The sequence below is a fragment of the Leucobacter tardus genome (assembly GCF_017583045.1).
GTDB classification, from domain to species: Bacteria; Actinomycetota; Actinomycetes; order Actinomycetales; family Microbacteriaceae; genus Leucobacter; species Leucobacter tardus.
On record NZ_JAGFBF010000005.1, the window covers coordinates 1126966 to 1152779 of the forward strand.

26 protein-coding genes and 1 riboswitch are annotated in these 25814 nt (G+C 69.0%); of the genes, 17 read left to right on the top strand and 9 right to left on the bottom strand.

Going from position 1 to position 25814, the window contains the following annotated elements; all coding sequences use genetic code 11:
* The first annotated feature begins 9 nt into the window (after positions 1 to 9).
* Positions 10 to 828 (top strand): HAD family hydrolase, encoded by an 819-nt coding sequence (locus tag J4H85_RS12280; protein WP_208240039.1) that lies wholly within the window; start codon positions 10 to 12, stop codon positions 826 to 828.
* Here the strand turns inward: J4H85_RS12280 and J4H85_RS12285 are convergent.
* The 5 genes from J4H85_RS12285 to J4H85_RS12305 are packed head-to-tail and all read right to left on the bottom strand — an operon-like array spanning position 812 to position 6413.
* A complete protein-coding gene (locus tag J4H85_RS12285; protein ID WP_208240048.1) occupies positions 812 to 1534 on the bottom strand; it encodes an NRDE family protein in 723 nt (240 codons plus the stop codon). The genes J4H85_RS12280 and J4H85_RS12285 overlap by 17 nt on opposite strands.
* A 20-nt stretch (positions 1535 to 1554) precedes the next feature.
* On the bottom strand, positions 1555 to 3084 hold the full coding sequence (locus J4H85_RS12290) for a mannitol dehydrogenase family protein (RefSeq protein WP_208240050.1): 1530 nt from the start codon (positions 3082 to 3084) through the stop codon (positions 1555 to 1557).
* 23 nt (positions 3085 to 3107) lie between these two features.
* A complete protein-coding gene (locus J4H85_RS12295; protein WP_208240052.1) occupies positions 3108 to 4025 on the bottom strand; it encodes a carbohydrate ABC transporter permease in 918 nt (305 codons plus the stop codon).
* Positions 4022 to 4987: a carbohydrate ABC transporter permease gene (locus J4H85_RS12300; protein ID WP_208240054.1), complete on the bottom strand. Its 966-nt coding sequence runs from the start codon at positions 4985 to 4987 to the stop codon at positions 4022 to 4024. The genes J4H85_RS12295 and J4H85_RS12300 overlap by 4 nt, the downstream gene beginning before the upstream one ends.
* A 58-nt stretch (positions 4988 to 5045) precedes the next feature.
* Positions 5046 to 6413, bottom strand: a complete 1368-nt coding sequence (locus J4H85_RS12305; protein ID WP_208240056.1) for an ABC transporter substrate-binding protein — start codon at positions 6411 to 6413, stop codon at positions 5046 to 5048.
* A 191-nt stretch (positions 6414 to 6604) separates the two neighbouring features.
* Between J4H85_RS12305 and J4H85_RS12310 the strand changes: the two genes are divergently transcribed.
* From J4H85_RS12310 to J4H85_RS12340, 7 genes are all read left to right on the top strand, one after another.
* Positions 6605 to 7561 (top strand): sugar-binding domain-containing protein, encoded by a 957-nt coding sequence (locus tag J4H85_RS12310; protein ID WP_208240058.1) that lies wholly within the window; start codon positions 6605 to 6607, stop codon positions 7559 to 7561.
* Entirely contained in the window at positions 7558 to 9003 is a 1446-nt protein-coding gene (locus tag J4H85_RS12315) for a xylulokinase (protein ID WP_208240060.1), read from the top strand. The genes J4H85_RS12310 and J4H85_RS12315 overlap by 4 nt, the downstream gene beginning before the upstream one ends.
* Positions 9004 to 9018: 15 nt before the next feature.
* A complete protein-coding gene (locus J4H85_RS12320; RefSeq protein ID WP_208240062.1) occupies positions 9019 to 10320 on the top strand; it encodes a bifunctional phosphopantothenoylcysteine decarboxylase/phosphopantothenate synthase in 1302 nt (433 codons plus the stop codon).
* Positions 10321 to 10345: 25 nt separating this feature from the next.
* Positions 10346 to 11416, top strand: coding sequence for a pirin family protein (locus tag J4H85_RS12325; RefSeq protein WP_208240063.1), 1071 nt, complete (start codon positions 10346 to 10348; stop codon positions 11414 to 11416).
* 89 nt (positions 11417 to 11505) lie between these two features.
* Positions 11506 to 11979 (top strand): ribonuclease E activity regulator RraA, encoded by a 474-nt coding sequence (rraA, locus tag J4H85_RS12330; protein WP_208240064.1) that lies wholly within the window; start codon positions 11506 to 11508, stop codon positions 11977 to 11979.
* Between the two features lie 25 nt (positions 11980 to 12004).
* Entirely contained in the window at positions 12005 to 12178 is a 174-nt protein-coding gene (locus J4H85_RS12335; RefSeq protein ID WP_208240065.1) for a hypothetical protein, read from the top strand.
* Positions 12179 to 12260: 82 nt separating this feature from the next.
* A complete protein-coding gene (locus J4H85_RS12340; RefSeq protein ID WP_243893629.1) occupies positions 12261 to 13382 on the top strand; it encodes a glutathione S-transferase C-terminal domain-containing protein in 1122 nt (373 codons plus the stop codon).
* A 76-nt stretch (positions 13383 to 13458) separates the two neighbouring features.
* On the opposite strand, the gene J4H85_RS12345 is transcribed toward J4H85_RS12340, so the two are convergent.
* Complete coding sequence (locus J4H85_RS12345) at positions 13459 to 14640, bottom strand: hypothetical protein (RefSeq protein ID WP_208240067.1); 1182 nt, start codon at positions 14638 to 14640, stop codon at positions 13459 to 13461.
* A gap of 145 nt (positions 14641 to 14785) precedes the next feature.
* On the opposite strand from J4H85_RS12345, the gene J4H85_RS12350 reads away from it, so the two are divergent.
* The 6 genes from J4H85_RS12350 (at position 14786) to J4H85_RS12375 (ending at position 20600) form a co-directional block, all read left to right on the top strand.
* Positions 14786 to 16051: a sensor histidine kinase gene (locus tag J4H85_RS12350; protein ID WP_208240068.1), complete on the top strand. Its 1266-nt coding sequence runs from the start codon at positions 14786 to 14788 to the stop codon at positions 16049 to 16051.
* Positions 16039 to 16731, top strand: coding sequence for a response regulator transcription factor (locus tag J4H85_RS12355; protein ID WP_208240069.1), 693 nt, complete (start codon positions 16039 to 16041; stop codon positions 16729 to 16731). The genes J4H85_RS12350 and J4H85_RS12355 overlap by 13 nt, the downstream gene beginning before the upstream one ends.
* Positions 16728 to 17543 (top strand): hypothetical protein, encoded by an 816-nt coding sequence (locus tag J4H85_RS12360; protein WP_208240071.1) that lies wholly within the window; start codon positions 16728 to 16730, stop codon positions 17541 to 17543. Before J4H85_RS12355 ends, J4H85_RS12360 begins: the two co-directional genes overlap by 4 nt.
* Before the next feature lie 134 nt (positions 17544 to 17677).
* Positions 17678 to 18442 carry a gamma-glutamyl-gamma-aminobutyrate hydrolase family protein gene (locus J4H85_RS12365; protein ID WP_208240073.1) on the top strand — a complete coding sequence of 255 codons (765 nt, stop codon included), beginning with the start codon at positions 17678 to 17680 and terminating at the stop codon, positions 18440 to 18442.
* Between the two features lie 116 nt (positions 18443 to 18558).
* Complete coding sequence (locus J4H85_RS12370) at positions 18559 to 19977, top strand: SulP family inorganic anion transporter (protein WP_208240480.1); 1419 nt, start codon at positions 18559 to 18561, stop codon at positions 19975 to 19977.
* 44 nt (positions 19978 to 20021) lie between these two features.
* On the top strand, positions 20022 to 20600 hold the full coding sequence (locus J4H85_RS12375; protein WP_208240075.1) for an HhH-GPD-type base excision DNA repair protein: 579 nt from the start codon (positions 20022 to 20024) through the stop codon (positions 20598 to 20600).
* Between the two features lie 7 nt (positions 20601 to 20607).
* On the opposite strand, the gene J4H85_RS12380 is transcribed toward J4H85_RS12375, so the two are convergent.
* Entirely contained in the window at positions 20608 to 21288 is a 681-nt protein-coding gene (locus J4H85_RS12380; RefSeq protein WP_208240077.1) for a DedA family protein, read from the bottom strand.
* A gap of 79 nt (positions 21289 to 21367) precedes the next feature.
* Between J4H85_RS12380 and J4H85_RS12385 the strand changes: the two genes are divergently transcribed.
* The 3 genes from J4H85_RS12385 (at position 21368) to J4H85_RS12395 (ending at position 23441) form a co-directional block, all read left to right on the top strand.
* On the top strand, positions 21368 to 22339 hold the full coding sequence (locus J4H85_RS12385) for a DUF368 domain-containing protein (protein ID WP_208240078.1): 972 nt from the start codon (positions 21368 to 21370) through the stop codon (positions 22337 to 22339).
* Between the two features lie 429 nt (positions 22340 to 22768).
* A complete protein-coding gene (locus tag J4H85_RS14090; protein WP_208240079.1) occupies positions 22769 to 23047 on the top strand; it encodes a helix-turn-helix domain-containing protein in 279 nt (92 codons plus the stop codon).
* A gap of 61 nt (positions 23048 to 23108) precedes the next feature.
* Entirely contained in the window at positions 23109 to 23441 is a 333-nt protein-coding gene (locus J4H85_RS12395) for a DUF6907 domain-containing protein (RefSeq protein WP_208240080.1), read from the top strand.
* A 34-nt stretch (positions 23442 to 23475) separates the two neighbouring features.
* Here the strand turns inward: J4H85_RS12395 and J4H85_RS12400 are convergent, their stop codons facing one another.
* On the bottom strand, positions 23476 to 24357 hold the full coding sequence (locus J4H85_RS12400; RefSeq protein WP_208240481.1) for a bifunctional methylenetetrahydrofolate dehydrogenase/methenyltetrahydrofolate cyclohydrolase: 882 nt from the start codon (positions 24355 to 24357) through the stop codon (positions 23476 to 23478).
* Positions 24358 to 24359: 2 nt separating this feature from the next.
* Entirely contained in the window at positions 24360 to 25643 is a 1284-nt protein-coding gene (glyA, locus tag J4H85_RS12405) for a serine hydroxymethyltransferase (RefSeq protein ID WP_208240081.1), read from the bottom strand.
* 40 nt (positions 25644 to 25683) lie between these two features.
* Positions 25684 to 25765: riboswitch (ZMP/ZTP riboswitch) on the bottom strand.
* Positions 25766 to 25814: the final 49 nt, after the last annotated feature.

The window sequence follows — 25814 nt, forward strand, 5'->3', positions numbered from 1 at the left end:
CCGACACGCATGAGCACCGACGACCACGCTCCCGTTCACGACCGATCCGTCAGCGGGCGCGTCCTCCGCCGCCCGGCCGGCATCCTCCTCGACTTCGGGGGTGTCATCGCCGAAACCGCTGCACGGCCGCACTGGGTCGATGAGCTCACCGGCATCGTGTGCGACCGGCTCGCGATCATCGACGGGCACTCGGAACTCTCACCCGAGCGGGTGCGTACCGACATTCTCGCGGGCACTCGAGCCGACTCCCGCTGGAAGAACGCGATGTCGCGACCGCGCCACCCGACCGAGCTCCCCTACGCGACGCTGTGGGGCGACTTCATCGCGGCCGACTGGCCGACGTCGCTGCGCGCGCAGGTCGTGACGCACGCGCAGGCGCTGTGCGCAGACCTCGTGAGACTGCGCGAGGACCGTGCACTGCGTCCCGGAATGGTCGACTTCGTGTCGATGGCGGTCGAGCGCGGGCACGCCGTCGGCATCGTGAGCAACACGCTCGGCGCCTCCGTCTACCGCGCATTCATCGACGACGCGGGGCTCGCTCCCCTGTTCGGCGCGCAGATCTACAGCGACGAGGCGGGCCTCCGCAAACCCAACCCCGATCTGCTGTCGCGGGGTGCCGCGGCGCTCGACCTCTCCATCGACGACTGCTGGTACGTCGGCGACAACTTCGACCGCGATGTGCTGTGCGGCTGGCGGGCCGGTGTCGGCGGCAATGTGCTCATGGAGGCGTCGGGCACCTGGGATCTGCCGTTCCCCGCGCTGCGACGGCCCGACGCGATCGTCGGCGACGCCGCGGCACTCGCCGAGTTGCTCATCGCCGCAGGCTGAGCCGCTCGGCCTCGGCGGCATCCCCGCTCAGCACCACTCCGAGGTCGACCGCATCCGTGCGGACCTCGGCAGTGCAAGCGAGCAGGGTCTGCGTCGGGAACCCGTGCGTCCGATTGTCGCGCACGATCGCGCGGTCGTCGTCGGCTGGCAGTTCGGCACTGCGCGCGAGCACGTCGACCCAGGCGTCGCGCCACGCGTGCGGCGGCAAACCCGCCACGGCGCGGAAGTCGGGCAGCCAGCGACGGATGCGCGCCGTGCCCGGATCATCGACCGCGTGATGCGCGAGCATGTGGACCCCGGGAGCGAGCTGCCGCGCCGCAATCTGCACGCCGTTCCACACGGCCACCCGCGTCGACCCGGCATGCACCTCGACGAGGTTGAAACTCTGGGTCAGCGGAGGATGGGCGACAGGACGACCGGTGACCGCATCGAGCGGAATCGCGCCGCGCGAGCCGAGCTCAGCCCCGATCGGCGGCGCCACCGGCTCCGATCGATTCAGGATCACGGCCAGCCGCCCAGACTCGGGTGCGGCTGCGAGCCACGCGCCGCCCGCCAGGCGATCCCGCACGCCGACCACCCCGGGAAACTGGTCCGACCACCACGGGCCCGGCGGGTCCCATGCACGTCCCGGATCCTCATCGCGCACCGCCAGCACCCGCGTCGGCGCGTCCACGCGATGCGGAACCTCGACGATGACCGTGCACACGCCGCGAGTCTATCGCCCGGTCAGAGCGGTTCGCCGTCTCCGAGACGTCGCACCGTCTCCGCCGCGCCGCGCGCGTGCACTGATGCGAGCGCCGTCAGGTAGGGCTCGGTGAACGCGGGCTTCGTCGCGAGATCACCGAAGAACTGCTCCTGGCGCAGGAAGGCCAGTGGATCCTCCTCCTGGGTGCGTGCCACGGCGTGCACCGAGTCCGCATATCGGTCCACGATCTCGATCCCGTGTCCGTGCTCGTCCACGCCCTCCGCGTATCGCGCCCACGAGGCGCAGATCGCCGCGGAGACGTCCACCGGGGCACCGCTGTCGAGGTTGTCGACGATCACGGGCACGAGCCACTTCGGGATCCGATCCGAGGATTCGGCGGCGAGCCGCGCGGTGGTGTCGCGCACTTCGGGGTTCGCGAACCTCGCGAGCAGCGTCTCGACGTAGTCGTCGAGATCGATCCCGGGCACCGGGTCGAGCGAGGGCACCCCTTCCTCGCGCATGTAGCGGCGGAGGAACCTCGGGAAGTCCTCGGATGCCATCGCCTCGTGCACGAGCGCGAACCCGGCGAGCGTGCCGAAGTAGGCGATGCCCTGGTGGGAGGCGTTGAGCAGGCGGAGCTTCATCCGCTCGTAGGGTTCCACCTCGTCGACCACCTGGACTGCCGCCCGCTCGTACGGAGGCCGCCCCACGCCGAAACGGTCTTCGAGCACCCACTGGAAGAACGGTTCGGCGACGACCGGCCACGCGTCCTCGACGCCGGTGGCGGTGACGAGTTCCGCACGGTCGGCATCGGTCGTGACCGGCGTGATGCGGTCGACCATCGCGTTCGGGAAGGCGACGCGATCCGCGATCCAGTCGGCCAGATCCGGATCGACGAGTCGCGCGAAGGCGCCGAACATAGTGCGGGCGACGTCGCCGTTGCCGGCGATGTTGTCGCAGGACTGCACGGTGAACGCGTCGATCCCCGCGGCACGGCGCCTCCGCAGCGCCTCGGTCACGTACCCGAACACCGTTCCGGGCGCCTCGCCTGAGGTCAGCGCGGCGACATCGGCGACGATCGCGGCGTCGTCGGCGACGAACGCACCGGTGACCGGGTGCACGTTGTACCCGCCCTCGGTCACGGTGAGCGACACGATGCGGATCCGGGGGTCGCTGAGCAGACCGAGCAGGGCCTCCGGGTCATCGGGACCCAGCAGGTAGTCGATGATCGAGCCCACGACCCGTCGCTCGCGCGTGCCATCGGCGTGCTTGAGCGTCAGCGTGTACAGGCAGTCCTGGCTCTGCAGCGCGTCTCGGATGCGGGCGTCCGCCGGCAGCACGCCGGCACCCACGATCCCCCATTCCGTCGCGGCGCCCGTCTCGTGCAGGTCGTCCAGCACCGCAGCCATGTGCGCCCGGTGGAACCCGCCGACCCCGAAGTGGACGATGCCCGGGGTGAGCGCGGTCCGGTCGTAGCCCGGCACGCGCATGCCCCGGCGCTCGAGTTCGGGAAGCGCGGACGAGTCGAGCCGGATCGGTGCTGCGGTCGTTGCAGCGTGCGGAGTGGTCATGAGCACCTTCCAGGGGTCGTGGCTTATTTGATGGCGCCCATGGACAAGCCCTGCACGAGTTTGTCCTGGGCGGCGATGCCGGCGATCAGCACCGGCACCGAGATGATGAGCGAGGCCGCGCACACCTGCGACAGGAAGAGGCCCTGCGAGGTCACGAAGCTCGTGAGGAAGACCGGAGCGGTCGCGGCCGACGTCGAGGTGAGCACCGAGGCGAAGAGCAGCTCGTTCCAGCTGAAGATGAAGCAGATGAGCGCGGTGGCGGCGAGGCCGGGACCGGTCAACGGGAGCAGGATCTGCACGAAGACACGGGGCAGCCTGGCGCCGTCGAGCTCGGCGGCTTCGAGGACTTCCACCGGCACCTCCGCGAGGAACGACCGCATCATCCACACCGCGATCGGCAGGTTCATGGCCGAGTAGATGATGATGAGCAGCAACCAGGTATCGAGGATCCCGATCGAACGCGCGATGAGGTAGACCGGGAGCAGGCCCGCCACCATCGGCAGCATCTTTGTCGAGAGTAGGAAGAAGAGCACGTCCGACCACCGGGTGATGCGGCGGATCGCCAGCGCATAGGCGGCCATGGTCGCGAGGACGAGCACGATCAGTGTCGACACCACGGCGGCGACCGCCGAGTTGATCATGAACGGCCAGGGGTTCACCCCGCCGTTCGCCCCGAAGAAGTTCGCGTACGAGTCGAGGGTGAGCGGCGCGAAGAAGCTCGGCGGATTGGTGGAGGCGTCGGTCTCCGCGTGGAGGCTCGTGAGCAGCATCCAGAGGAGCGGGGTGACGAAGATGAGCGCCACCACCCAGGCGAGCAGGCCGAGCAGCGCACCGCCGACGCGACGTCGGCCGGGCGCACCGGTCGCGGGGCGCCGCTTCGGCGCCGACCGTCCGGGCACACGCAGCGAGACCGAGGTCGCCGTTCCCAGTGAGTCGCTCATGCGTGCTCCTCCTTCAGCAGGGTCGAGACGGTGCGGAGCGCGAACATCGCGATGAGCAGCGAGGCGATCACCACGATCACGCCGACGGCGGACGAGACGCCGTAGTTCTGCGCGACGAAGAACTCCTGATAGATCACGTAGGGCAGATTCGCGGTGCCGAGACCGCCCGACGTCATGGTGAACACCGTGTCGAAGTTCTGCACGATGTAGATGGTGCCGAGCAGCGCGGCGAGTTCGATGTAGCGGCGCATGTGCGGCATCGTGATGAACCGGAACGCCTGCCACGGCCCCGCACCATCGATCACGGCCGCTTCATAGGCATCGAGCGGTCGCGACTGGAGGCCGGCGAGCATGATGAGCATCATGAACGGCGTCCACTGCCACACCAGCACGACGCCGATCGCGAGCAGCGGCTGCGTGCTCATGATGTCGGGTTGCGGCGCGTTCTCACCGAAGACGAGCGTGAGCATGCCGTTGAGCAGCCCGTACGACGGGTTCAGGATCGCGTGCTTGAAGAGCAGGGCCGCGGCGACCGGTACGACCAGGAAGGGCGTGATCATGAGCGTGCGGACGAGGCCCCGCCCGAAGAACTTCCGGTCGAGCAGCAGGGCGATCCCCATGCCGAGCACCGCGGACACGACGACGACGCCGGCGGTGAGCCCGGCCGTCACACCGACGGCGCGGAGCAGGTTGGCGTTCGTGAACACCGTCCGATAGTTCTCGAGCGTGCCGAAGAAGATGTCGTTCGGGTACGCGGCGTGCCAGTTCGTGAACGAGATCAGGATCGTCACGAGGAACGGCACCTGGGTCACGACGATGACGAAGATCAGTGCGGGGAGCATGGGGAGACGACGCGCCCAGCGCGCCCGCCCATCGGACCGACGGGGCGCCCGCGGCGGTGCGCTCGTCGGGGCCGGGCGCGTGCCGGTCTCGTGCGACTCGACTCTCGACAGTACGGTCATCAGAACCTCCATGGGTCGGGGGTGCACCGGGTCATTGCCCGGCGCACCCCCGAGGTGATCAGGAATCCGCGTCGCGGTACTTCTCGGCGATCTTCTCGGCCTCGGACTGCCCCTGCGACAGCGCGTTCGGGATCGAGGAATCGCCGGCGATCGCGGAGCTGATGCTCTCGGACACCCCGGTGGCCAGGCTCGCCCATTCGGGGATCGCCACGATCTGCACGCCGAGCGTCGGTCGCGGCTGCACACCGGGGTCGATGGGGTCGGCCGACTCGATCGCCGCCTCGGTCTGGGCGTAGAACGGTGCTGCCGCTTCCTGGTACTCCGGGTTCTCGTAGGTGGAGTGCCGCTTGCCAGCCGGAACGTGCTGCCAGCCGAGCTCCTCGGCGACCAGCTCTTCGTACTCGCTGGAGGACGCCCAGGCGACGAACTGCTTCGCCTCGTCCTGGTTCTGGCCCGCGGCCTGGATGCCCCACGCCCAGGTGTAGAGCCAGGAGCTCGACTCGGTCTCCTTCACGGGAGCGGGGGCGTATCCGATCTGGCCCTGGACCGGTGAATCATCCGCTTCGAGCGTGCCGGTCGCGGCGGTGGAGTCGTACCACATGGCCACATTGCCCTGCTGAAGGTTCGTGAGGCACTCGGTGTACCCCGACTGCGCCGCCCCGGCCTGCCCGTGCTCCTTCACCAGGTTGACGTAGAACTCGACGGCTTCGGTGAACTCCGGACTGTCGACCTGCGCGTTCCAGTCCTCGTCGAACCACGTGCCGCCGAAGGTGTTCACGACAGTGGTGAGCGGTGCGAACATCTCGCCCCACCCCGGAAGCCCTCTCAAGCAGATGCCGCTCACGCCGTCGCCCGATCCGTCGAGCTGGGCGGCCAGGTCGGCGACCTCGTCCCAGGTCGGGTTCTCCGGCATGGTCGCACCGGCCTCCTCGAAGAGGTCGGTGCGGTACATCAGGAACGAGCCCTCGCCGTAGAAGGGAACGCCGTAGAGCTCGTCCTCGTAGGTGAGGGAGTCGGTCATGGGCTGCAGGATGTCGTCCGGATCGAACCCGTCCGCGTCGGCGACGCCCTCGTCGAGCGGCGTCAGCCAGCCGTTCGCCGCATAGTTCGGGATCTCGTAGTTCGAGAGCGAGGCGACATCGTACTGTCCGGCCTGCGCGGAGAACTCCTGCCCCATCTTGGCGCGGACTTCGTTCTCGGGCAGCACCGTGTAGTTCACGGTGATGCCGGTCTGCTCGGTGAAGTGATCCGCGGTGAGTCGCTGCAGATCCTCCATCTGAGGGTTGTTCACCATGAGTACATTGACGGTTCCCCCGTCGCCGCTGCCTCCACCGGCACCGCCGGCGCCACCGCATGCGGTCAGCGCGAGTGCGGCGACTCCCAGCATGGCTCCCGAGGCGACCACCGTCGACTTCCTGCGTTGCATGTCCCAACCTTTCTCGTCCGCACGACCACGGCGGGGACCCGGCCTCGCTGCCGCCGCGCTCCTCGGATTCACACGTATGCACACCTGAGATGAAGCGCTCAAGTGAGATCCATGTTGTCAGCTGGACCTCAGATGTGCAAGAGGTATCATTTGATCACTTCCCGATCCCCCAACTTCGAGCAGGAGGTCGCATGGTCGCGACACCCAGCGCGCAGCAGCGCCGCCTACTCACCCAACTCGCGCGCGCCTACTACGTGGAGGGGCGCTCGAAAGTCCAGATCGCCGACGACTTCGACCTCAGCCGGTTCCAGGTCGCCCGACTGCTCCAGGAGGCCGTCGAGACCGGAGTGGTGACCATCTCCATCGAATCCGGGGCCGCCGAGGCGGATGAGCGCGGACGCGCCCTCGCCGCCGATCTCGGGGTTCGGGACGTCATCGTCATCGACGACGCGCGCGAGGACACCGCCGTCACCATGGGGCGGGCGGCGCTCGGGTATCTCGACCGGCACGCGCGTCCCGGTCAACGACTCGGCATCGCCTGGTCGCGCACCCTCGATGCCGCCGCCGCGTACGCACCCGCGCTTCCGCGCGGCACGGTCGTGCAGATCGCCGGCGCCCTGCAACTCGTCGACACCCCGCCGAGCCAGAACCTCTTCACACGACTCGGGCAGGATCCGGCCATCGAGGTCATACGCCTGTACGCGCCGCTCCTGGTCTCGGCGCCCGAGACCGCCGCCGATCTCGTCGCGCTGCCCGAGATCGCAAGCGCTCAGCGGGCGGCCGACGACCTCGACATCGCGGTCGTCTCCGTGGGCTCCTGGGAGGCCGGCCTCTCCTCCGTCTGGCAGAAGTGCGGGCCGGCGGATCGCGAGGCGGCCCGCGCCGCCGGAGCGGTCGCCGAGACGTCGGGCAGACTCATCGCACACGATGGCAGCCCCGTGCCCACGATCGACGACCGAGTCATCGCGGTCACCCTCGAACAGCTGCGCCGCGCCGGCACGACGGTCGGTGTGGCATACGGGCGCGAACGCGCGACCGCGGTGCGTGCGGCTGCGGCGGCCGGCATTCTCGACGTCGTCATCATGGACGCGGCGCTCGCCGATGCGCTCGCCGAGACCGACCAGACATCCGAGGAGGCTCTCGCATGAGCGCTGGACGCCGGTACGTGGCAGGGATCGACTCGTCCACGCAGAGCTGCAAAGTGGTCATCATCGATCCCGTCACCGGGGAGCGGTTGCGCGACGGCACCGCGGTGCATCCCGAAGGCACGGAGGTGCATCCCGACGCCTGGTGGCAGGCGCTCACGTCCGCCTGCACCGCAGCCGGCGGACTCGACGACGTCGCGGCGGTGAGCATCGCCGGGCAGCAGCACGGTCTGGTCGCCCTCGACGCCGACGGACGCGTCGTGCGCGATGCGCTGCTCTGGAACGACACGCGCAGCGGGGAGAGCGCCGAACAGCTCGTCCACGAGGTCGGTGCGGACGAGTACGCGTCGCGCAGCGGCGTGGTCCCGGTCGCGTCGTTCACCGCGGCGAAGCTGCGGTGGGTCCGCACCCACGAACCCCGGAATGCGGATCGCATCGCCGCGGTCGCGCTCCCCCACGACTGGCTCACGTGGCGCCTGCTCGGCTACGGCCCTGACGGGAGTCCGCGGGGCGCGGATCTCGAGGCACTCACCACCGATGCGTCCGACGCGAGCGGCACCGCGTACTTCTCGGCATTCGGGCGCGCGTACGACGCTGAACTGTTCCAGCAGGCGTTCGGTCGCCCGTGCCGTGCCGCCGGGTCACCGGCGACCGACGCGCATGACGTCGTGCTGCCTCGCATCCTCGGCCCGCACGAGAGCGCGGGCACGACGCCCGACGGGATCCTGGTCGGCGCCGGTGCCGGCGACAACGCCGCCGCGGCACTCGGACTCGACGCCGGTCCCGGAGATGTCGTCGTGTCCATCGGCACCTCCGGAACCGTCTTCGCCTCGACGGACCGCACGATCCAGGATCCGACCGGCACCGTCGCCGGATTCGCGTCGGCGACCGGCGGGCACCTGCCGCTCGTCGCGACCCTCAACGCAGCCAGGGTGCTCACCGCGGCGTCCCGGGCGCTCCGGGCCGATCACGACGAGGTCGCCGCGCTCGCGCTGCGTTCCGTGCCCGGTGCCGCCGGCCTCACCGTGATCCCCTACTTCGAAGGCGAGCGCACCCCGAACCTGCCCGATGCGACCGCCAGGCTCGAGGGCATGACTCTCGCGAACACCCAACCCGAGCACCTCGCCCGAGCGTTCGTCGAGGGGATGCTGTGCGGACTCTCAGACGGGCTCGCGGCGCTGCTGCGCCTCGGCGTCCCGGCCGACCGGCTCATGCTCATCGGCGGTGCCGCCCGCAACCCCGCGGTGCGCGAGGTCGCGCGGCACATCTTCACCGCACCGATCGACGTGCCCGAGCAGGCGGAGTACGTCGCGATCGGTGCGGCACGACAGGCGACCTGGGCGCTCACCGGCGACCTGCCGCGGTGGACCGTGCCCACGGTCGCCACGATGCACCCGCGCCCATCGGGCGTGATCGCTCAGTACCACGCCCGCACTCGACCCTGATGCAAGAATAGGGACGTGTTCATCGTCTTGGGAGTCACCGGCGGCATCGCCGCATACAAGTCCGTGATGCTCGCCCGCGCGTTCGTCGAGGCCGGCCACGACGTGCACGTCGTTCCGACCGAGGACGCCCTGCGGTTCGTGGGCACCCCGACCTGGGAGGCGATCAGCCGGAACCCGGTCACCACCTCCGTGCACGATGATGTTCCCGAAGTGCGCCACGTCGCGCTCGGTCAGCGAGCCGACCTCGTGGTCGTCGCACCGGCGACGGCGAACACGCTGGCGCGCATGACCGCGGGGATCGCCGACGACCTGCTCGGCACGACCCTGCTCGCGACGCGAGCGCCCGTGCTCGTGGCACCCGCGATGCACACCGAGATGTGGGAGCACCCCGCGACCGTGCATAACATCGCCACTCTGCGTGCGCGCGGCGTGCACGTGATCGGTCCCGAGGTCGGGCGACTCACGGGAACCGACAGCGGGCCAGGACGCATGACCGAACCCGACCGGATCGCCGAAACCGCGCTCGCGCTGCTCGACGGCGTCGCCACCCCGGAGCCGCACGTCGCTGCCGAACCTGAGACCCCGGCCCCCGCCCCGGCCCCGGACGCCGGAGAAACACGCGCGATCCTCGATCTCGACGGCATGTCGATGCTCGTGAGCGCCGGCGGAACGCGAGAACCCATCGACCCGGTGCGCTTCATCGGCAACCGTTCGAGCGGCAGGCAGGGGGTCGCCATCGCCGTTGCCGCAGCGGACCGGGGTGCCGACGTGACGCTCCTCGCGGCGAACATCGACGCGGCGATCCTCGCCGACGTCGAGGCGCACCCGGGCATCGCCGTGACCGCCGTCAGTTCGGCCGATGACCTCGAGCGCGAGCTCACCGCCCGCGCCGAGAGCGCCGACGTGATCGTCATGACCGCAGCGGTGTCCGACTATCGGGTCGACGGCGCGTCCGATCAGAAGATCCGCAAAGAGGATCACCCCGACGGGGCTCCCACCCTGCAGCTGGTGCAGAACCCTGACATCCTGCAGGGTCTCGCCGCCGACCGCTGGCCCGGGCAGACGATCGTGGGCTTCGCCGCGGAGACCGCGGATTCGACGGACGAACTGCTCGAGCGCGGACGCCGCAAGCGCGAGCGCAAGGGCGTGGACCTGCTCGCCGTCAACGAGGTGGGGTGGAGCGCCGGCTTCGAACAGGAGCAGAACACTCTGCACCTGATCGACGCGCACGACGACGTGCTGCGCACCGTGTCCGGCACGAAGCGGCAGGCGGCCGAGGGACTGCTCGACACGATCCTGCGGGTGCGGGTGCGCTGACGACCCGATCGGTTATGGTGCGGATATGAGCAACCCCGATCCGCACCCCACCGAGACGCGCTGCACCGCCGGAGCATCCGGTACGCACAATGTCGAGCTGCTCGCACCGCGCGACGTGCCGCTCGGCGGTCTGCGCGCCATGAACGTGCGGCGCACCCTCCCCCAGCGGGCGCGGTCGCTGATCGGCGCCTGGTGCTTCCTGGACCACTACGGACCGGACGACGTCGCCGCCACCGGTGGCATGAACGTCCCCGCGCACCCGCACACGGGGTTGCAGACGGTGAGCTGGCTCTTCTCGGGCGAGATCGAGCACCGCGACAGCGCCGGATACCACGCCACCGTCCGTCCCGGAGAACTGAATCTCATGACGGCGGGCGCCGGTATCAGTCACTCCGAGCGCTCGACCCCGGACACCCGCGTGTTGCACGGCGCGCAACTCTGGGTCGCCCTGCCGGATGCGACGCGCAACGGGCCGAAAGGGTTCGAGCACTACGCTCCCCCCGTGCTCCGCGGGGACGACTGGAGCGCGCAGGTGTTCCTCGGATCGTTGCTCGGCGACACCTCCCCCGTCGCGACGCACACGCCGCTCGTGGGGGCCGAGATCCGGCTCGATCCGGGTGCGGCACTGACGCTCGATGTCGACGCCGCGTTCGAGCACGGGGTGCTCGTCGACAGCGGGTCCGTCACCGTCGCGGCAGTCCGCAGCAGCGGTGACGACTCCGCGCACTCCTGCCCGGTGCAGCCGCACGAGCTCGCCTACCTCGCACCAGGTGCGCGGACGATCCGCGTATCCGCCGGCGAGGCCGGGAGCCGGATCCTCCTGATCGGCGGTCCCCGGTTCGACGAAGAGATCATCATGTGGTGGAACCTCGTGGGTCGCTCTCACGAGGAGGTCGCGCAGGCGCGGTCGGCGTGGCAGGCCGAACTCGCGGCCGTCGGCGTCGGGGATCCGAGCACCCACGGGGTCGAATCCTCCCCGGAACGCGACACGCCCGGACCCGGCAGGTTCGGTCTGCCCGCGCACGAACCCGACGCGCCGCTTCCGGCGCCGAAGCTGCCGAACGCCCGACTGCGACCGCGTCGTCAACCGCGGTAACGACTCACGACACGGTCATCGGTGGCGTGTACATTGGGCCGGACCGGAGCGCCGGCGCTCCTCTGCACATCCGTCATGAAGGGACCGCGATGACCGAACCGATCGCCACTGCAGACCTGTACGACGAGCGAGGTGAGGAGTTGCAGTCCGTGTCATTGCAGTTCCAAGACCTCGGCGCCAAGACGATGTTCTCCGGCCCGATCCGCACGGTCTCCTGCTTCCGAGACAACGCGCTGCTGAAGCAGATCCTGAGCACTGCCGGCGAGGGTGCCGTGCTCGTCGTCGACGGCGGGGGGTCGCTGGAGTCCGCGCTCGTCGGCGACCTCATCGCCACGCTCGGCGTCGACAACGGCTGGGCCGGCCTCATCATCCACGGAGCCATCCGCGATCGCGTCGTCGTCGGCACACTGCCGCTCGGCGTGAAGGCACTCGGCTCGAATCCGCGGAAGTCGGGCAAGACCGGAGCGGGCGAGGCCGACGTCCCGGTGAGCTTCGGCGGAGCGACGTTCCGGCCGGGAGCGATGGTGTGGTGCGACGAGGACGGGATCCTGGTCGAGGAATAACCCCGACGACGAACGGAGACGCATCATGGGATTCACGATCACGCGCGGGCGGCGCGGCAGGAACCGGTTGCGGTTCAGCCTCGGACGCGGGCGCCGCCGCACCGCACTGTCGAGTCGGGTCGGCCCGTTCTCGCTCAGCGCCCGCGGCAAGCGTCGGGCGACATCGAACCGGTCGACGCGCAGGCGACGCTGGTTCTGATCCGTCGCAGGGGCACCCTCTAGACTCGGGGCACATGATTCGGCGGCACGCGCCGGAGACACTCGCGCACGGGAGGCCCCGCTTGACTGAGCAGACGACTGAGACCGACAGCCACTCGACGAGGGGCGCGTACGTGACCGAGGGCCAGGAGTTCACCCGCGACACGAGCTACATCGAAGACCGGATCGTGGCAGACCCCGACGCGGTGCGCGCGTTGCCGGCGCCGCCGAAATCGGAGATCGGCGTGCTCGGGTTCGGACTGAGCGAGGGGGCGCAGGCCTGGCCCGTCGAAGCCGGCCGCTACCGTCTCGTCGCCGCTCCGGCGTGCCCGTGGGCGAACCGCACGGTCATCGTGCGTCGCCTGCTCGGACTCGAGGGTGCCCTATCGCTGGGGCGGCCGGGACCGACGCACGATGCCCGGTCGTGGACCTTCGATCTCGACGCGGGCGACCGGGACCCGGTGCTCGGCACCGAGCGGTTGCAGGAGAACTACTTCGCCCGCTTCCCCGACTACCCCAGGGGGATCACAGTGCCCGCGATCGTCGACGTGCCGACGGGCGGCGTCGTGACCAATAACTACCCGCAGATCACGCTCGACTTCTCCACCGAGTGGCGCGAGTTCCACCGCGAGGGCGCGCCGAACCTGCTTCCGGAGGAAAAGCTCGATGAGATGTGGCCGATCATCAAGCGCGTGTTCACGGAGGTGAACAACGGCGTGTACCGCTGTGGCTTCGCCGGCAGCCAGGATGCCTACGATGCCGCGTACGGGCGGCTCTGGGAGGCGATGGACTGGCTCGAGGATCGTCTCTCCACGCACCGCTTCCTGCTCGGCGACACGATCACCGAGGCCGATGTGCGGCTCTTCACGACCCTCGCCCGGTTCGATCCGGTGTACCACGGGCACTTCAAGGCGAACCGCAACAAGCTCGACGAGATGGAGCATCTCTGGGGCTACGCCAGAGAACTCTTCCAGACTCCCGGATTCGGTGACACGATCGATTTCGTACAGATTAAGCAGCACTACTACATCACGCACGAGGACATCAATCCGACCGGGATCGTGCCGGTCGGGCCCGACCTGTCGAGCTGGCTCGAGCCGCACGGACGCGAACGTCTCGGCGGCTCCCCCTTCGGAGACGGCACGCCCCCGGAGCCGATCGCTGACGACGAGCGCGTGCCGGAGGGGCACACGCCCCTGACCTGACCAGCGGAGCGCCGAACGCCGCACGGCCCCGAGCGTCACCGGTTTCGGTGCTGCTCGGGGCCGCGCAGTGTGTCAGCTACTTCACCGCGACGAAGTGCTCGCCACCGTTCGGGTCGGCGATCGACGTGTCGACCGCGAGTACGCCCTGCTCGGCCGTGTCCGCGGGCACCTGCAGCGCCAGGTTTCCGGTCACCGTGCCCTCCGACTCGGCAGGTCCCTGCGTGATGAGGTCATCCGGGGCGATGAGCGTCTTCTGCAGCTCGGTGTACCGGGTGCCGTCCTCGTCCACGAACGAGACGAGCAGCGGCGGCGCCGACATGCCGGCACCGGAGCCGGATCCCGTGTACTCAGCGGTGATGTTCACCAGGATGAACGTCATCCCCGCGTCCGGCTCACCGTTGATCGAACTCTCCGCCGAGATCTCGTCGACCGCGTCGACGTCCACCGCGTTCACCGTGTACGCCCAGTCGCCAGCGTCGATCGACTCGCCCAGCGCCAGCGCATCGGCGGGGTCGACCGGCGCACCCGGGTCGCTCTCGGTCGCATCGGGAAGAGCGTCGCCCCACTCCTCCTCGAGCTCGGAGATGTCGGGAAGGTTCGAGGTGTCGGAGACGACCTGACCGAACATCATCGCGAGGCTCACGAAGAAGACCACGATGCTCACGATGAACCCGACGACGGAGATGCCGAGTGCGGCGATGCCGAGACCCTTTTTCTTGTTCTTCAGGCAGAGCGCCACGATGCCGAGCACGAGGGCTGCGGGCAGCAGGATCCAACTCGCCCAGACGACGGGCGGGATGCAGGCGAAGACGAAGCCGACGATCGCCACGATGAACCCGATGAGGCCCACCATGTTCGGCTGCTTCGGTTCCCGCGGTCCCTGCGGCGCACCGTACGGACCCTGCCCCGGCTGCCCCGGGTATCCCTGAAACGCGGCGCCCGGCTGACCGGGGTTCGTCCCCGCGCCTGCCTGCGCGTACGGCGGCGGCGGCGCGTACTGCGGCTGAGCGTACTGCTGCCCCGGTGCGCCGTACTGCGGTGCTTCGTCCTGCGGCGGCGCTCCGTACGCCTGCGGCGGCGCGTACTGCGGCGGCACATCGCCCTGCGGCGGCGCGTACTGCGGCGGCATCTCCGGGGTCGCGGGCGACTCGGACGGAGCCCCCTGACCGTTCGGGCGCACGCCCGGCTCGACTGACGGGTCCGACTCGGCGCCCTCGGCGCCGCGTCCGTTCTCGGGGGGTTCGTGCGTGTTCGACATAGCTGCGATTCTCGCAGGTTTCCGTTCATCGGACCGCGAAAACTCGGCCGATGGGCCGAATCCGTCGAAAAGGTAGGGATATCCCGAAGCGAAGTCGGTGGATTCCTCGCTGCCCCGAGAGCCCTCCGACTCGTACGGTTGAACCATGACGACCTCCGCTCCTCCGCTCCGCCTCGTCGCGACGGTGCTCCACCTTGCCGTGTACGGCACCATCGGCATCGGCATCCTCAGTGCCTTCTTCGCGCTCCTCGCCACGGGCATCGGCTTGCTCCCCGTGCTGGGGTTCGGGCTGGTGATCCTCGTCGGGCTCGTCTACGCGCTCTACGGACTCGCCTGGTTCGAGATCGCCCGCGTGAACGGCCTGTACCGCCTCGATGCCGCACCGCTCGCGATGCGGCGTCCCGTGCAGCGCGGCTTCGCGGGGTGGCTCAAGTCCCTCCTCGCGCAGCTGAAGAACGGTCGCATGTGGTGGGCGGCTGCCAGCTTCGCACTGTCGGTGCTGCTCGGCGCCCTGCTGGTGGGCACCGTGCAGACGCTCCTCGACTCGCTCGTGCTGCTCATCACTCCAGGGGCTGCTACGAACTGGCTCACGTTGATTCTCCCGGCCGGCAGCGACGGCTCGTCCTCGGTGCTGCTCGCCATCGGCGGCGCCGTGCTCTCGCTCGGCCTCATGGTGGGCCTCGCCCTGCTGCACCGGGTGATCGCGACCGCGATCATCGGGTCGCAGGCCCGCGAGGAGCGCCTCGAGGCGCAGGTGCAGCAGTCGTCGCAGCAGCGCGCCGGCGCGGTCCGCGCCGCGGATGTGGAGCGCATTCGGATCGAACGAGATCTGCACGACGGAGTGCAACCGCGCCTCGTCTCCGTCGGCATGACCCTCGGTCTCGCCCAGCAGCAGATCGATCAGGATCCGCGTGCCGCGAAGGAGCTCATCGCCGAAGCCCACACCTCGACGAAGGCCGCGATCACGGAGCTGCGTCAGCTCGCTCGAGGCATCCACGCCTCTGTGCTCGACGATCGCGGACTCGACGCCGCACTGTCCGCTCTCGCCGGTCGATCCCACATTCCGGTCGCGCTCGACGTGCGCCTTACCGGCCGCGTCGATCGCGACGCCGAGTCCGCCGTCTACTTCGTCGTCGCCGAGTCGCTGACGAACGCCGCGAAGCACTCCCGTGCCAGTGAGTGCCGGGTGGCGGTTCGGCTGCGCGACACCGATCCCGATCCTGCGGAGGGTCCGGCTCGGGTGCTGTGGGCGCGCGTCGAGGACAACGGCATCGGCGGCGCTCAGGTGCAGCCGGGCGGCGGGTTGGACGGACTCACCAACCGCGTGCTCGCCGCCGGCGGCACGATTCGAATCGAGAGCCCGCAGGGCGGGCCGACCGCTGTGGAGGTGAGCGTCCCGTGCGCATCCTGATCTGTGAAGACTCCGTCCTGCTGCGCGAGGGGCTCGTTCGTCTGCTCCAGCACTCCGGGCACGAGGTGGTCTCGGCGCTTCCCGACGCCGAATCGCTCCGCGAGGCGGTCGCCCACACCGATCCCGAGCTCTGCATCCTCGATGTGCGCCTCCCGCCCTCGTTCACCGATGAGGGGATTCGCGCGGCGCTGGACCTGCGGCGAGCGCGCCCCGCCCTCCCACTGCTCGTGCTGTCGCAGTACGTCGAAGAGCAGTACGCGAGCGAGTTGATCGGCACGACGGGCGGCACCCGATCGGGAGCGATCGGCTACCTCTTGAAGGATCGCGTCGCCGACATCGCCGACTTCGTGGACGCGGTCGAGCGGATCCATGCCGGCGCGACCGTGCTCGACCCGGAAGTCGTCTCCCAGCTCCTCGCGCGCCGCCGCCAGGACGATCGGCTGCAGCGCCTCTCCGACCGCGAGCGCACCGTACTCGCGGCACTCGCCGAGGGACGCTCCAATCAGGCGATCGCGACGCTGCTCCACGTGTCCGAGGCGACCGTCGAGAAGCACATCACCTCCATCTTCCAGAAACTCGAGCTCGACGTCGACGAGTCGGGCAATCGCCGCGTGCTCGCCGCACTCGTCCATCTCGAACACACCCGCCCCAACCCCACGCAGACAGGAACGCAGCGATGAACGCCTTCTCCTCCACCTCACGCACCGTGACGCTCATCACCTCGATCGTCGGCGGCGTGGTCCTCGTCGGCGCCGCGACGACCACGATCGCCGTGCAGGCGTTCGCCGCACCGCAGGGCGGGACGAGTCCCGGCACCCAGACGGCCGACGTCGCAGACGTGACGTCCGTCGATGTCGATTCGAGCGCCTCGGCGTTCACGCTCGCGTTCGGCGATGTCGACGAGGCCGAGCTCGAGGTCGTCGGTCAGTCCCGCGCGCGCTGGAGCATCGAGACGACGGGCGACCGACTCGTCGTGGAGAGCAACCAGCGATTCTGGGACTTCTGCATCGGGTGGTGCGCGGCGGGCAACGAGCGCGTCACGCTCACGCTGCCGGACGACATGAATGACGGCACGCTCGACAGCAACGTGCGGGTCGCGGCCGGATCGGCGAACGCCGAAGGCGACTTCCGGTCGCTGGATCTCAGCGTCGGCGCGGGTTCGCTCACGTTCGACGGCAGCGCCAGAATCCTCTCCGCCGAGGTCGGGGCGGGGCGCGCCAACCTCACAGTGGACGATGTGCACGAAGCGACCTTCGGCATCTCGGCGGGGCGTACGGACGCGCAGCTCACCGGCACCGCACCGCGCGCGGTCGATCTGGAGGTGAGCGCCGGACGACTCGCACTCGAACTGCCCGATGAGGTCTACGCCGTGCGCTCCGAGGTGAGCGCCGGATCGCTCGACAATCGTCTGCGGACCTCGGAGGCGGCGCCGCGGATCATCTCAGCCGATGTGTCGGCCGGCAGCGCCGAGCTGACCCCCGCACGGCGCTAGTCCCCGGGAAACACCCCGGTAACGGACGTTCTCGGAGTCGTAACGGCGGGGAAACGCGTCTGGCTCACGCGATCCCTAACGTGAGGGGTGCCGCGCGCTTCCGCGTGCGGCACCGCGGGAACGAGGGAGCCGGCGTGCCGAACGAGTTGAGACTCGCAGTCGTCCACATGCGCGATGCGAAGCGGGGTGACGGCGCATTCCAGGCGCAGCTCGATCGCTGGAACGAGCGGATCGAGAGGGCCGCAGCAGCCCTGGGCTGGATCCCCTTCCTGGTTCCGGCGGCGCGCGTCGGAGCCCAGCGCGTGGTCGACGACGCGCTCGGGGCCGACCTCATCGTGATCGCCGGCGGAGAGGACGTCGACCCGAGACTCTACGCCGGCACGAGCGACTACGAGTCGGCGAGCGCACACGAGCCGCGCGCGGACCGCACGCAGATCGCGATCGTGCACGGCGCGATGCGGCGATCCATCCCGATCCTCGGCATCTGCCGGGGCATGCAGATCATGAACGTCGCTCTGGGTGGCGATCTGGTGCCGCACCTGCCGCATGCGGACCGACACCGGAGCACCGCTCCCGGCACGCATCGAGGGGTGCACCGATCGATCGTCTGGGAGCCGGAGTATCTCGATCCGACCGCGTTCGGCGAGCGCTCGCTCGTCGAAGACGTCATCGCGACGGAGCCGATCCTCTGCACCCATCACCAGGGACTCGGTCAGGTCGCGCGGGCCCTCCGTGTCGCGGCTCGCGCACCCGATGGAACCATCGAGGCCGTCGTGGGCGCCGAGGCCCCGCTCACCGGCGTGCAGTGGCACCCGGAGCACGCCGGAGCACCCGAGGGACAGCTCACTCGTCTGCTCGGTCGGCTCGCCCAGCAGCGTGAGGCGCTCCTGGCCGTCTGACCTCGCGTCCGGGGCGAGTACAGTATGAGTTCGTGCCGACCTCTCGCCGATCCGCTGATCCTCCCGTGACCGCTGCGTCCGCGCAGTCCGTGCTCGCGGCGTTGCGCTCCCCGCGGATGCTCACCCGCGAGGCGCTCGCCGGACTGGTCGTCGGCCTCGCGCTCATCCCCGAGGCGATCGCGTTCTCGATCATCGCAGGGGTCGACCCGAAGGTCGGTCTCTTCTCCTCGTTCGTGATGGCGGTCGCGATCGCGGTGCTCGGCGGTCGCCCCGCCATGATCACGGCGGCGACCGGAGCCGTCGCGCTCGTCGTCGCCCCGATTGCGCCGGCGTACGGGCTCGATATGCTCATCGCGACGATTCTGCTCGCCGGCCTCTTCCAGATCCTGCTCGGCGTGCTCGGCGTCGCGAAACTGATGCGGTTCATTCCCCGCAGCGTGATGGTGGGTTTCGTGAACGCGCTCGCGATCCTGGTCTTCATCTCGCAAGTGCCGCACCTCGTCGGGGTCCCCTGGCTCGTGTACCCGCTCGTCGCGGCCGGGATCGCGGTGATCATCGTGATGCCGAAGCTCACCACCGCGATTCCGGCACCCCTGGTGTCCGTCATCGTCATCACCGGGATCACGGTCGTGTTCGCGCTGCAGGTTCCGACGGTCGGCGACCAGGGCGAGCTCCCCCGCAGTCTGCCCGAGTTCTTCCTGCCGCAGGTGCCGCTCACGTGGGAGACGTTCACCATCATCGCCCCCTACGCGCTCGGCGTCGCACTGGTCGGGCTCATGGAGTCGCTGATGACGGCGAAACTCGTCGACGACATCACCGACACCCACTCGGACAAGACGCGCGAATCGTGGGCGCAGGGCGTCGCGAACATCCTGTCGGGATGCTTCGGAGGCATGGGTGGCTGCGCCGTCATCGGTCAAACGATGATGAACGTGAAGGTCTCGGGCGCGCGCACGCGCATCTCCACGCTGCTCGCCGGCGTCTTCCTCCTCGTGCTCGTCGTCGCTCTCGGAGATGTCGTGAGCGCGATCCCGATGGCCGCGCTCGTCGCGGTGATGATCATGGTGTCCGTCGCCGCCTTCGACTGGCACAGCGTTCGACCGTCGACGCTGCGACGCCTGCCGCGGAGCGAGACCGCGGTCATGGTGACGACCGTGGCCGTCGTCGTCGTCACCCACAATCTCGCGATCGGCGTCGTCACGGGTGTGGTCGTGGCCTCGGTGCTCTTCGCGCGACGCGTCGCTCACTTCGTCACCGTCGACCGAACCGTCGCCGACGACACGGCGCACTACACCGTCACGGGCGAGCTCTTCTTCGTCTCGAGCAACGACCTCACCACGCTCTTCGCGTACGCAGCGGACCCCGCCCGCGTCGTCATCGACATGAGTCGCGCCCACATCTGGGACGCGTCCTCGGTCGCCGCGCTCGACGCCATCACCACGAAGTACGCGCATCGGGGCATCGCCGTCGAGCTCGTTGGGGTGGATCCGCGCGGGGGCGACATGCACCGTCGCTTGACCGGCGGGTTCGAGTAGCGGGCGTCCTGTTCCGCCCGTCGATGCGGTGCGATACTGGACCTATGGCTCTGCACCTCACCGACGACGCCGCGGCCGATCGGCTGCTCACCGACAATCCGCTCGCGCTCCTCATCGGCATGCTGCTCGACCAGCAGATCGCCATGGAGGTCGCGTTCATCGGACCGCTGAAGATCGAACAGCGTCTCGGCGCGGTCGACGCGCAGAAGATCGCCGCAGCGGATCCGGACGAGTTTATCGAACTGTTCCGCGAGACTCCGGCGGTGCACCGGTTCCCCGGTTCGATGGCGGGCCGTGTGCAGACGCTGTGCCAGACGCTCGTCGACGACTGGGGCGGTCGCGCCGAGCACCTGTGGACCGAGGGCGACCCCGACGGCACGACCGTGCTCAAGCGACTGAAGAGCCTGCCGGGTTTCGGCGATCAGAAGGCCAGGATCTTCCTCGCCCTCCTCGGGAAGCAGTGCGGATTCTCCGGAGACGGCTGGCGCGAAGCGGCCGGAGCGTACGGCGAAGAGGACTCGTTCCGCAGTGTCGCCGACATCGACTCCCCCGAGTCGCTCGTCAAGGTCCGCGAGACGAAGCGGGCCGCCAAGGCCGCGGCGAAGGCGAAGCAGACGAGCTGAGGGCGCGTTACGCGACGCGCCGCTTACGGCGCAGGATCCGCGCCACGACGAACCAGAGCACGAGCGCGAGAATGACGACGACGACCGCGTTCGACAGGACGCCGCTCCACTGCTCGAGGACGGGGCGGATGGCGGGGCCGAACGCGAACCCCAGCCCGATCCAGATGCCGTTCCAGATGCCGGATCCCGCCAGCGTGTAGAGCGTGAACCGCAGAAACCCCATCCGCTCGATGCCGGCGGGGATCGAGATGAACGAACGCACCAGCGGAACGCACCGACCGAAGAAGACGGCGGCGCCACCCCATTTGAGAAAGAACGCCTCGGCCTTGTCGAAGTCGTCCGTGTCCATCAGCGGCACCTTGCCGACCAGGGTGCGGGTGCGGGTGCGACCGATCGCCGCCCCGATCCAGTACCAGATCCACGCACCGACGAGGGCACCGAGTGTGGCCAGGGCCCACGCCCACCAGAAGTTCATGCGCCCGTCATAGGCGAGAAATCCGGCGCCCGGGAGCACCGCCTCCGACGGGATCGGCGGGATGAAGGTTTCGAGCAGCACTGCGAGACCGACGCCGAGCTCACCCATCGATTCCATGAGACTCAGCACCCACCCGATGAACCCGTCGTACTCACCGCTGCCCGATACTTCGGCGACGTGGATGAACGGGGCGACGCCGGCGAGGGCGGTCATGCGGCGATCTCCATGGCTCCATTGTCGGGGGCAGCGCCCCGGATCCGCTGTGAAGGCGCGCCCCTCTACACTGAATGCGATGGATGACGCGCAGACGACCCCCACCACGAGCCAGGCCGAGCACCCCGTCGAGTGGGTGCACGCCGACAGTGCCGGTGAGCGCCGCACGTCGATCGTCGGCAATCTCGTGCGCGGCGCGATGATCGGCGTGGTGGAGACGGTTCCCGGTGTCTCCGGCGGCACGGTCGCCCTCGTGGTCGGCATCTACACGCGCCTCATCGACTCGGCGTCGCACGTGGTGTCGGCCGGTCGACGCGTGGTGACCGGTCCCGATCGCGCCGCGAACATGAAGTCGCATCTCGCGCAGGTCGACTGGAAGCTCATCGTGCCCGTCGTCATCGGTATGGCGCTGGCGCTCTTCACCGCGGCCGGTCCGGTCGCCGATCTCGTGGAGACCTTCCCCGAACTGACGCGCGCCGCGTTCTTCGGGATGGTGCTGGCCTCCATCTCGATCCCCCTGCGAATGGCGGGAATCTCGGGCATCAGGTGGTCCCACATTGTCGCCGGCCTCGCTGTCGGAGCGCTCGCGTTCTGGCTCGTCTCGATTCCGCCGACGACGTTGGAGCCCTCGCCCCTCGTCCTGATCGTCGCCGCGGCCATCGCCGTGAGCGCGCTCCTCCTCCCCGGGCTCTCCGGTTCGTTTCTGCTGCTGACCTTCGGTCTGTACGAACCGACGCTCCGCGCCGTCGATGAGCGAGACCTCGGATACCTCGGCGTGTTCGCCCTGGGGCTCTTCATCGGTGTCGTCTCGATCGTGAAGGGACTCGAGTGGCTGCTGCACCATCGCCGACGCATCACGCTCGTCGTGCTGACCGGGGTGATGGTCGGAGCGATGCGGACCCTGTGGCCCTGGCAGTCGGACGCCCGCGACCTGGCCGCGCCGGCGGACAATTGGCCCCTGGCACTCGGTCTCGCCGTGGCCGGATTCGCGATCGTCGCCATTCTCTCGGCCGTCGATGCACGGTTGAGCCGCCGCCAGCGCCTGCGTTGACACCGGTGCGGTCGGCACGGTGGTCGTGCGGGCACTGGAAACCGCACGACCACCGTTCGGGCCCGCATGGACAGGCCCACCGAGGCCGAACACCCACCATCGCACCCAGGGCGTTCGACCACGACCATCACGCCACCCGAACGAGGTCACGGCGATCCGTGCAATGTGAGGGGGAGATATCGCACTCAGGAGTCGCGAGACCTCGAACGGGGTGTCGAGAGAACCCTTTCCACGACGGGGTGATGGTGGCTGTATAGAGTTGTGTGCGGCGATTGGTTGCCACTTGCATTATGCATCGCGCACCGGCCGGAATGCAAATGCGGAGCACTCCGGCGGGCACGGTATGACTCCTAGAAGATGCATGAATGATTCGTCGATTACCACATGAGTTAGGCCACATCGGTCGCCCAGCCCCGCGATACTTGTCCGGTGACTGAGCAGACCTCCGGCCCCGACTGGACCACGTACACCCGAGACCTCGGATCGCGACTCCATCGTCTGCGCATCGAGCACGGTTTCAGTCAAGAGCGCCTGGCGTACTCCGCCGGCATCACTCGGTACACCTACCAGAAGCTCGAGAAGGGCGAATCGGCTCCGGGCACGCCCGCGAACCCGACGCTGCGCAATCTCATGGCGATCGCTCAGCAGCTCGATGTCACCCTCGACGAACTCCTCCCCCAGCCCTGGCCCGACCTGCGCGGGCGGTGATGTCAGACCTCCAAGATAGTGTGGCAGTGCCACGCCACCCCTACCCATGAAAGAGGGTGCCTTGGAGACCGCAGAATGGCAGCAGCAACCGTGCCCCGCGTGGTGCACGGTCGAGCACACCGATCACGATCACCCCGACGATCGATCCCATCGCGATGACGGAGTCCCCGTTCCCATCGTGATGCGGACGCGCACGGTGGTCGACGGCCGCATGGCCGATCAGACCGTCGAGGCGTCGCTCGTCACCGGCCGATGGCAGCGCGATGGCGACCGCGAGCTCTGGTGGAGCCTCGGCATCGATGGCGACGCATCTCTCGAGGTCACGACCGAGAGCCTGGCGCGCGTCATCGAAACGCTTCAGGGTCTCCTGGCCGAAGCTCAGGAGACCCTGTAGCGGGAGGGCGGGGCGTCCGCGGTCGACTCAGTGATCAGCCGGCCGCGCGCTCCGCCATCTCGACGACGTTCTTCAGCAGCAGCGCGCGCGTCATGGGTCCGACGCCACCGGGGTTCGGCGAGACCCATCCGGCGACCTCGGCGACACCTGGGTCGATGTCGCCGACGACACGGCTCTTGCCGGTCTCCGGGTCCGTCTTGCGCGACACCCCGACGTCGAGCACGATCGCGCCCGCCTGCACGTGCTCGGGCTGAACGATTCCCTCGACACCAGCGGCACCGACGATCACATCGGCGGTGCGCAGCACCGCGCCGAGATCCCGGGTGCCTGTGTGCGTCAGCGTGACCGTCGCATTGAACTCGCGTCGCGTCAGCAGGGGCCCCATGGGGCGCCCGACCGTCACTCCCCGACCGACCACCACCACGTGCTTCCCCTCCCAGGACAGGCCGTTCCGCTCCACGAGCTCGATGACCCCTCTCGGCGTGCACGGCAGCGGAGACGTGATCTCGGAGTTCGCGTTCAGCACCAGGCGTCCGAGATTCATCGGGTGCAGGCCGTCGGCATCCTTCTCGGGCGCGACGCGCTCGAGAATGCGGTGGGTGTCGATGTGCTTCGGCAGCGGCAACTGCACGATGTACCCCGTGCACGCATCGTTCTCATTGAGCTCGTCGATGACGGCCTCGAGCTCGTCCTGCCTCACCGACTCCGGCAGTTCGCGCTTGATCGATGCGATGCCGACTTCAGCGCAGTCGCGGTGCTTGCCAGCGACGTACCACTGCGAGCCGGGATCCTCCCCGACCAGCACCGTTGCGAGGCCGGGGACGACGCCCCGCTCGGCGAGGGAGGCGACGCGCTCGGTGAGCTCACGCTTGATGTCCGCGGCGGCGGCGGTGCCGTCGAGCACCTGCGCGCCCATCATCACCACTCCTCGAGGCCGGCGTACAGCGGGAAGCGCTCGGCGAGCGCGGACACGCGTCCGCGCTGCTCCTCGGTGTCACCCGTCTGCTGCAGCACCTGCGCGATGATCTCCGAGACCTCGGCGAACTCGGCGTCGCCGAACCCGCGGGTCGCGAGTGCAGGGGTACCGATCCGCAGACCGCTCGTGACCATCGGCGGACGCGGGTCGAACGGCACCGAGTTGCGGTTCACCGTGATGCCGACCGCGTGCAGCGCGTCCTCCGCCTGCTGACCATCCAGCTGCGAGTTGCGCAGGTCCGCGAGCACCAGGTGCACATCGGTGCCACCGGTGAGCACGTCGACGCCGGCCTCGCGCGAGGCGTCCGTCGTCAGTGCATCGGCGAGCAGGCGTGCGCCCGAGAGGGTGCGACGCTGACGCTCCTGGAACGCGTCGCTCGCGGCGAGCTTGAACGCGGTGGCCTTCGCGGCGATGACGTGCATGAGGGGGCCGCCCTGCTGGCCGGGGAAGACGTTCGAGTTCAGCTTCTTGCCGAGCTCCTTGTCGTTCGACAGGATGAAGCCGGAGCGCGGGCCGCCGATCGTCTTGTGCACCGTCGAGGAGACGACGTGCGCGTGCGGCACCGGGTTCGGGTGGAGTCCCGCGGCGACCAGACCTGCGAAGTGGGCCATATCCACCCAGAGCGTCGCGCCGACCTCATCGGCGATCTCGCGGAACGCGGCGAAGTCGAGCTGCCTCGGGTACGCCGACCATCCGGCGATGATCACCTTCGGGCGGTGCTCCCTGGCCTTCTCGCGCACCACGTCCATGTCGACGAGCATGGACGTGGGATCGACGCCGTATGAGACGACGTTGTAGAGCTTGCCCGAGAAGTTCAGGTGCATGCCGTGGGTGAGGTGGCCGCCGTGCGCGAGTTCGAGGCCGAGGATCGTGTCTCCCGGCTCGGCGATCGTCGAGAGCACCGCGGCGTTCGCCGACGCGCCCGAGTGAGGCTGCACATTCGCGAACGCGGCGCCGAAGAGGCTCTTGGCGCGGTCGCGCGCCAGCTCCTCCGCGACGTCGACGAACTCGCAACCGCCGTAGTACCGGCGTCCCGGGTACCCTTCGGCGTACTTGTTCGTCAGTACCGAGCCCTGCGCCTCGAGCACGGCGCGCGGAACGAAGTTCTCGCTCGCGATCATCTCGAGCGTTCCGCGCTGGCGACCGAGTTCGTCGGCCAGCACCTGGGCGATCTCGGGGTCGACGACCTCGAGCGGATCGGTAAGAAAGTCAGGCTGATGAGTCAATGCTTGCTCCGTTTCAGTGCGCACGCGCACAGGTCAAGGACAGTGCGGCCCAGGCGAGCGGCCATAGATTCAGCTGTCGCTTCCCGATGGTAACCATCTGCACGCCAGTCACGACGCATCGATCCTACCAGCGAGACCCCGTCGCGGGAATGGTGCGCAGACAGAGATATA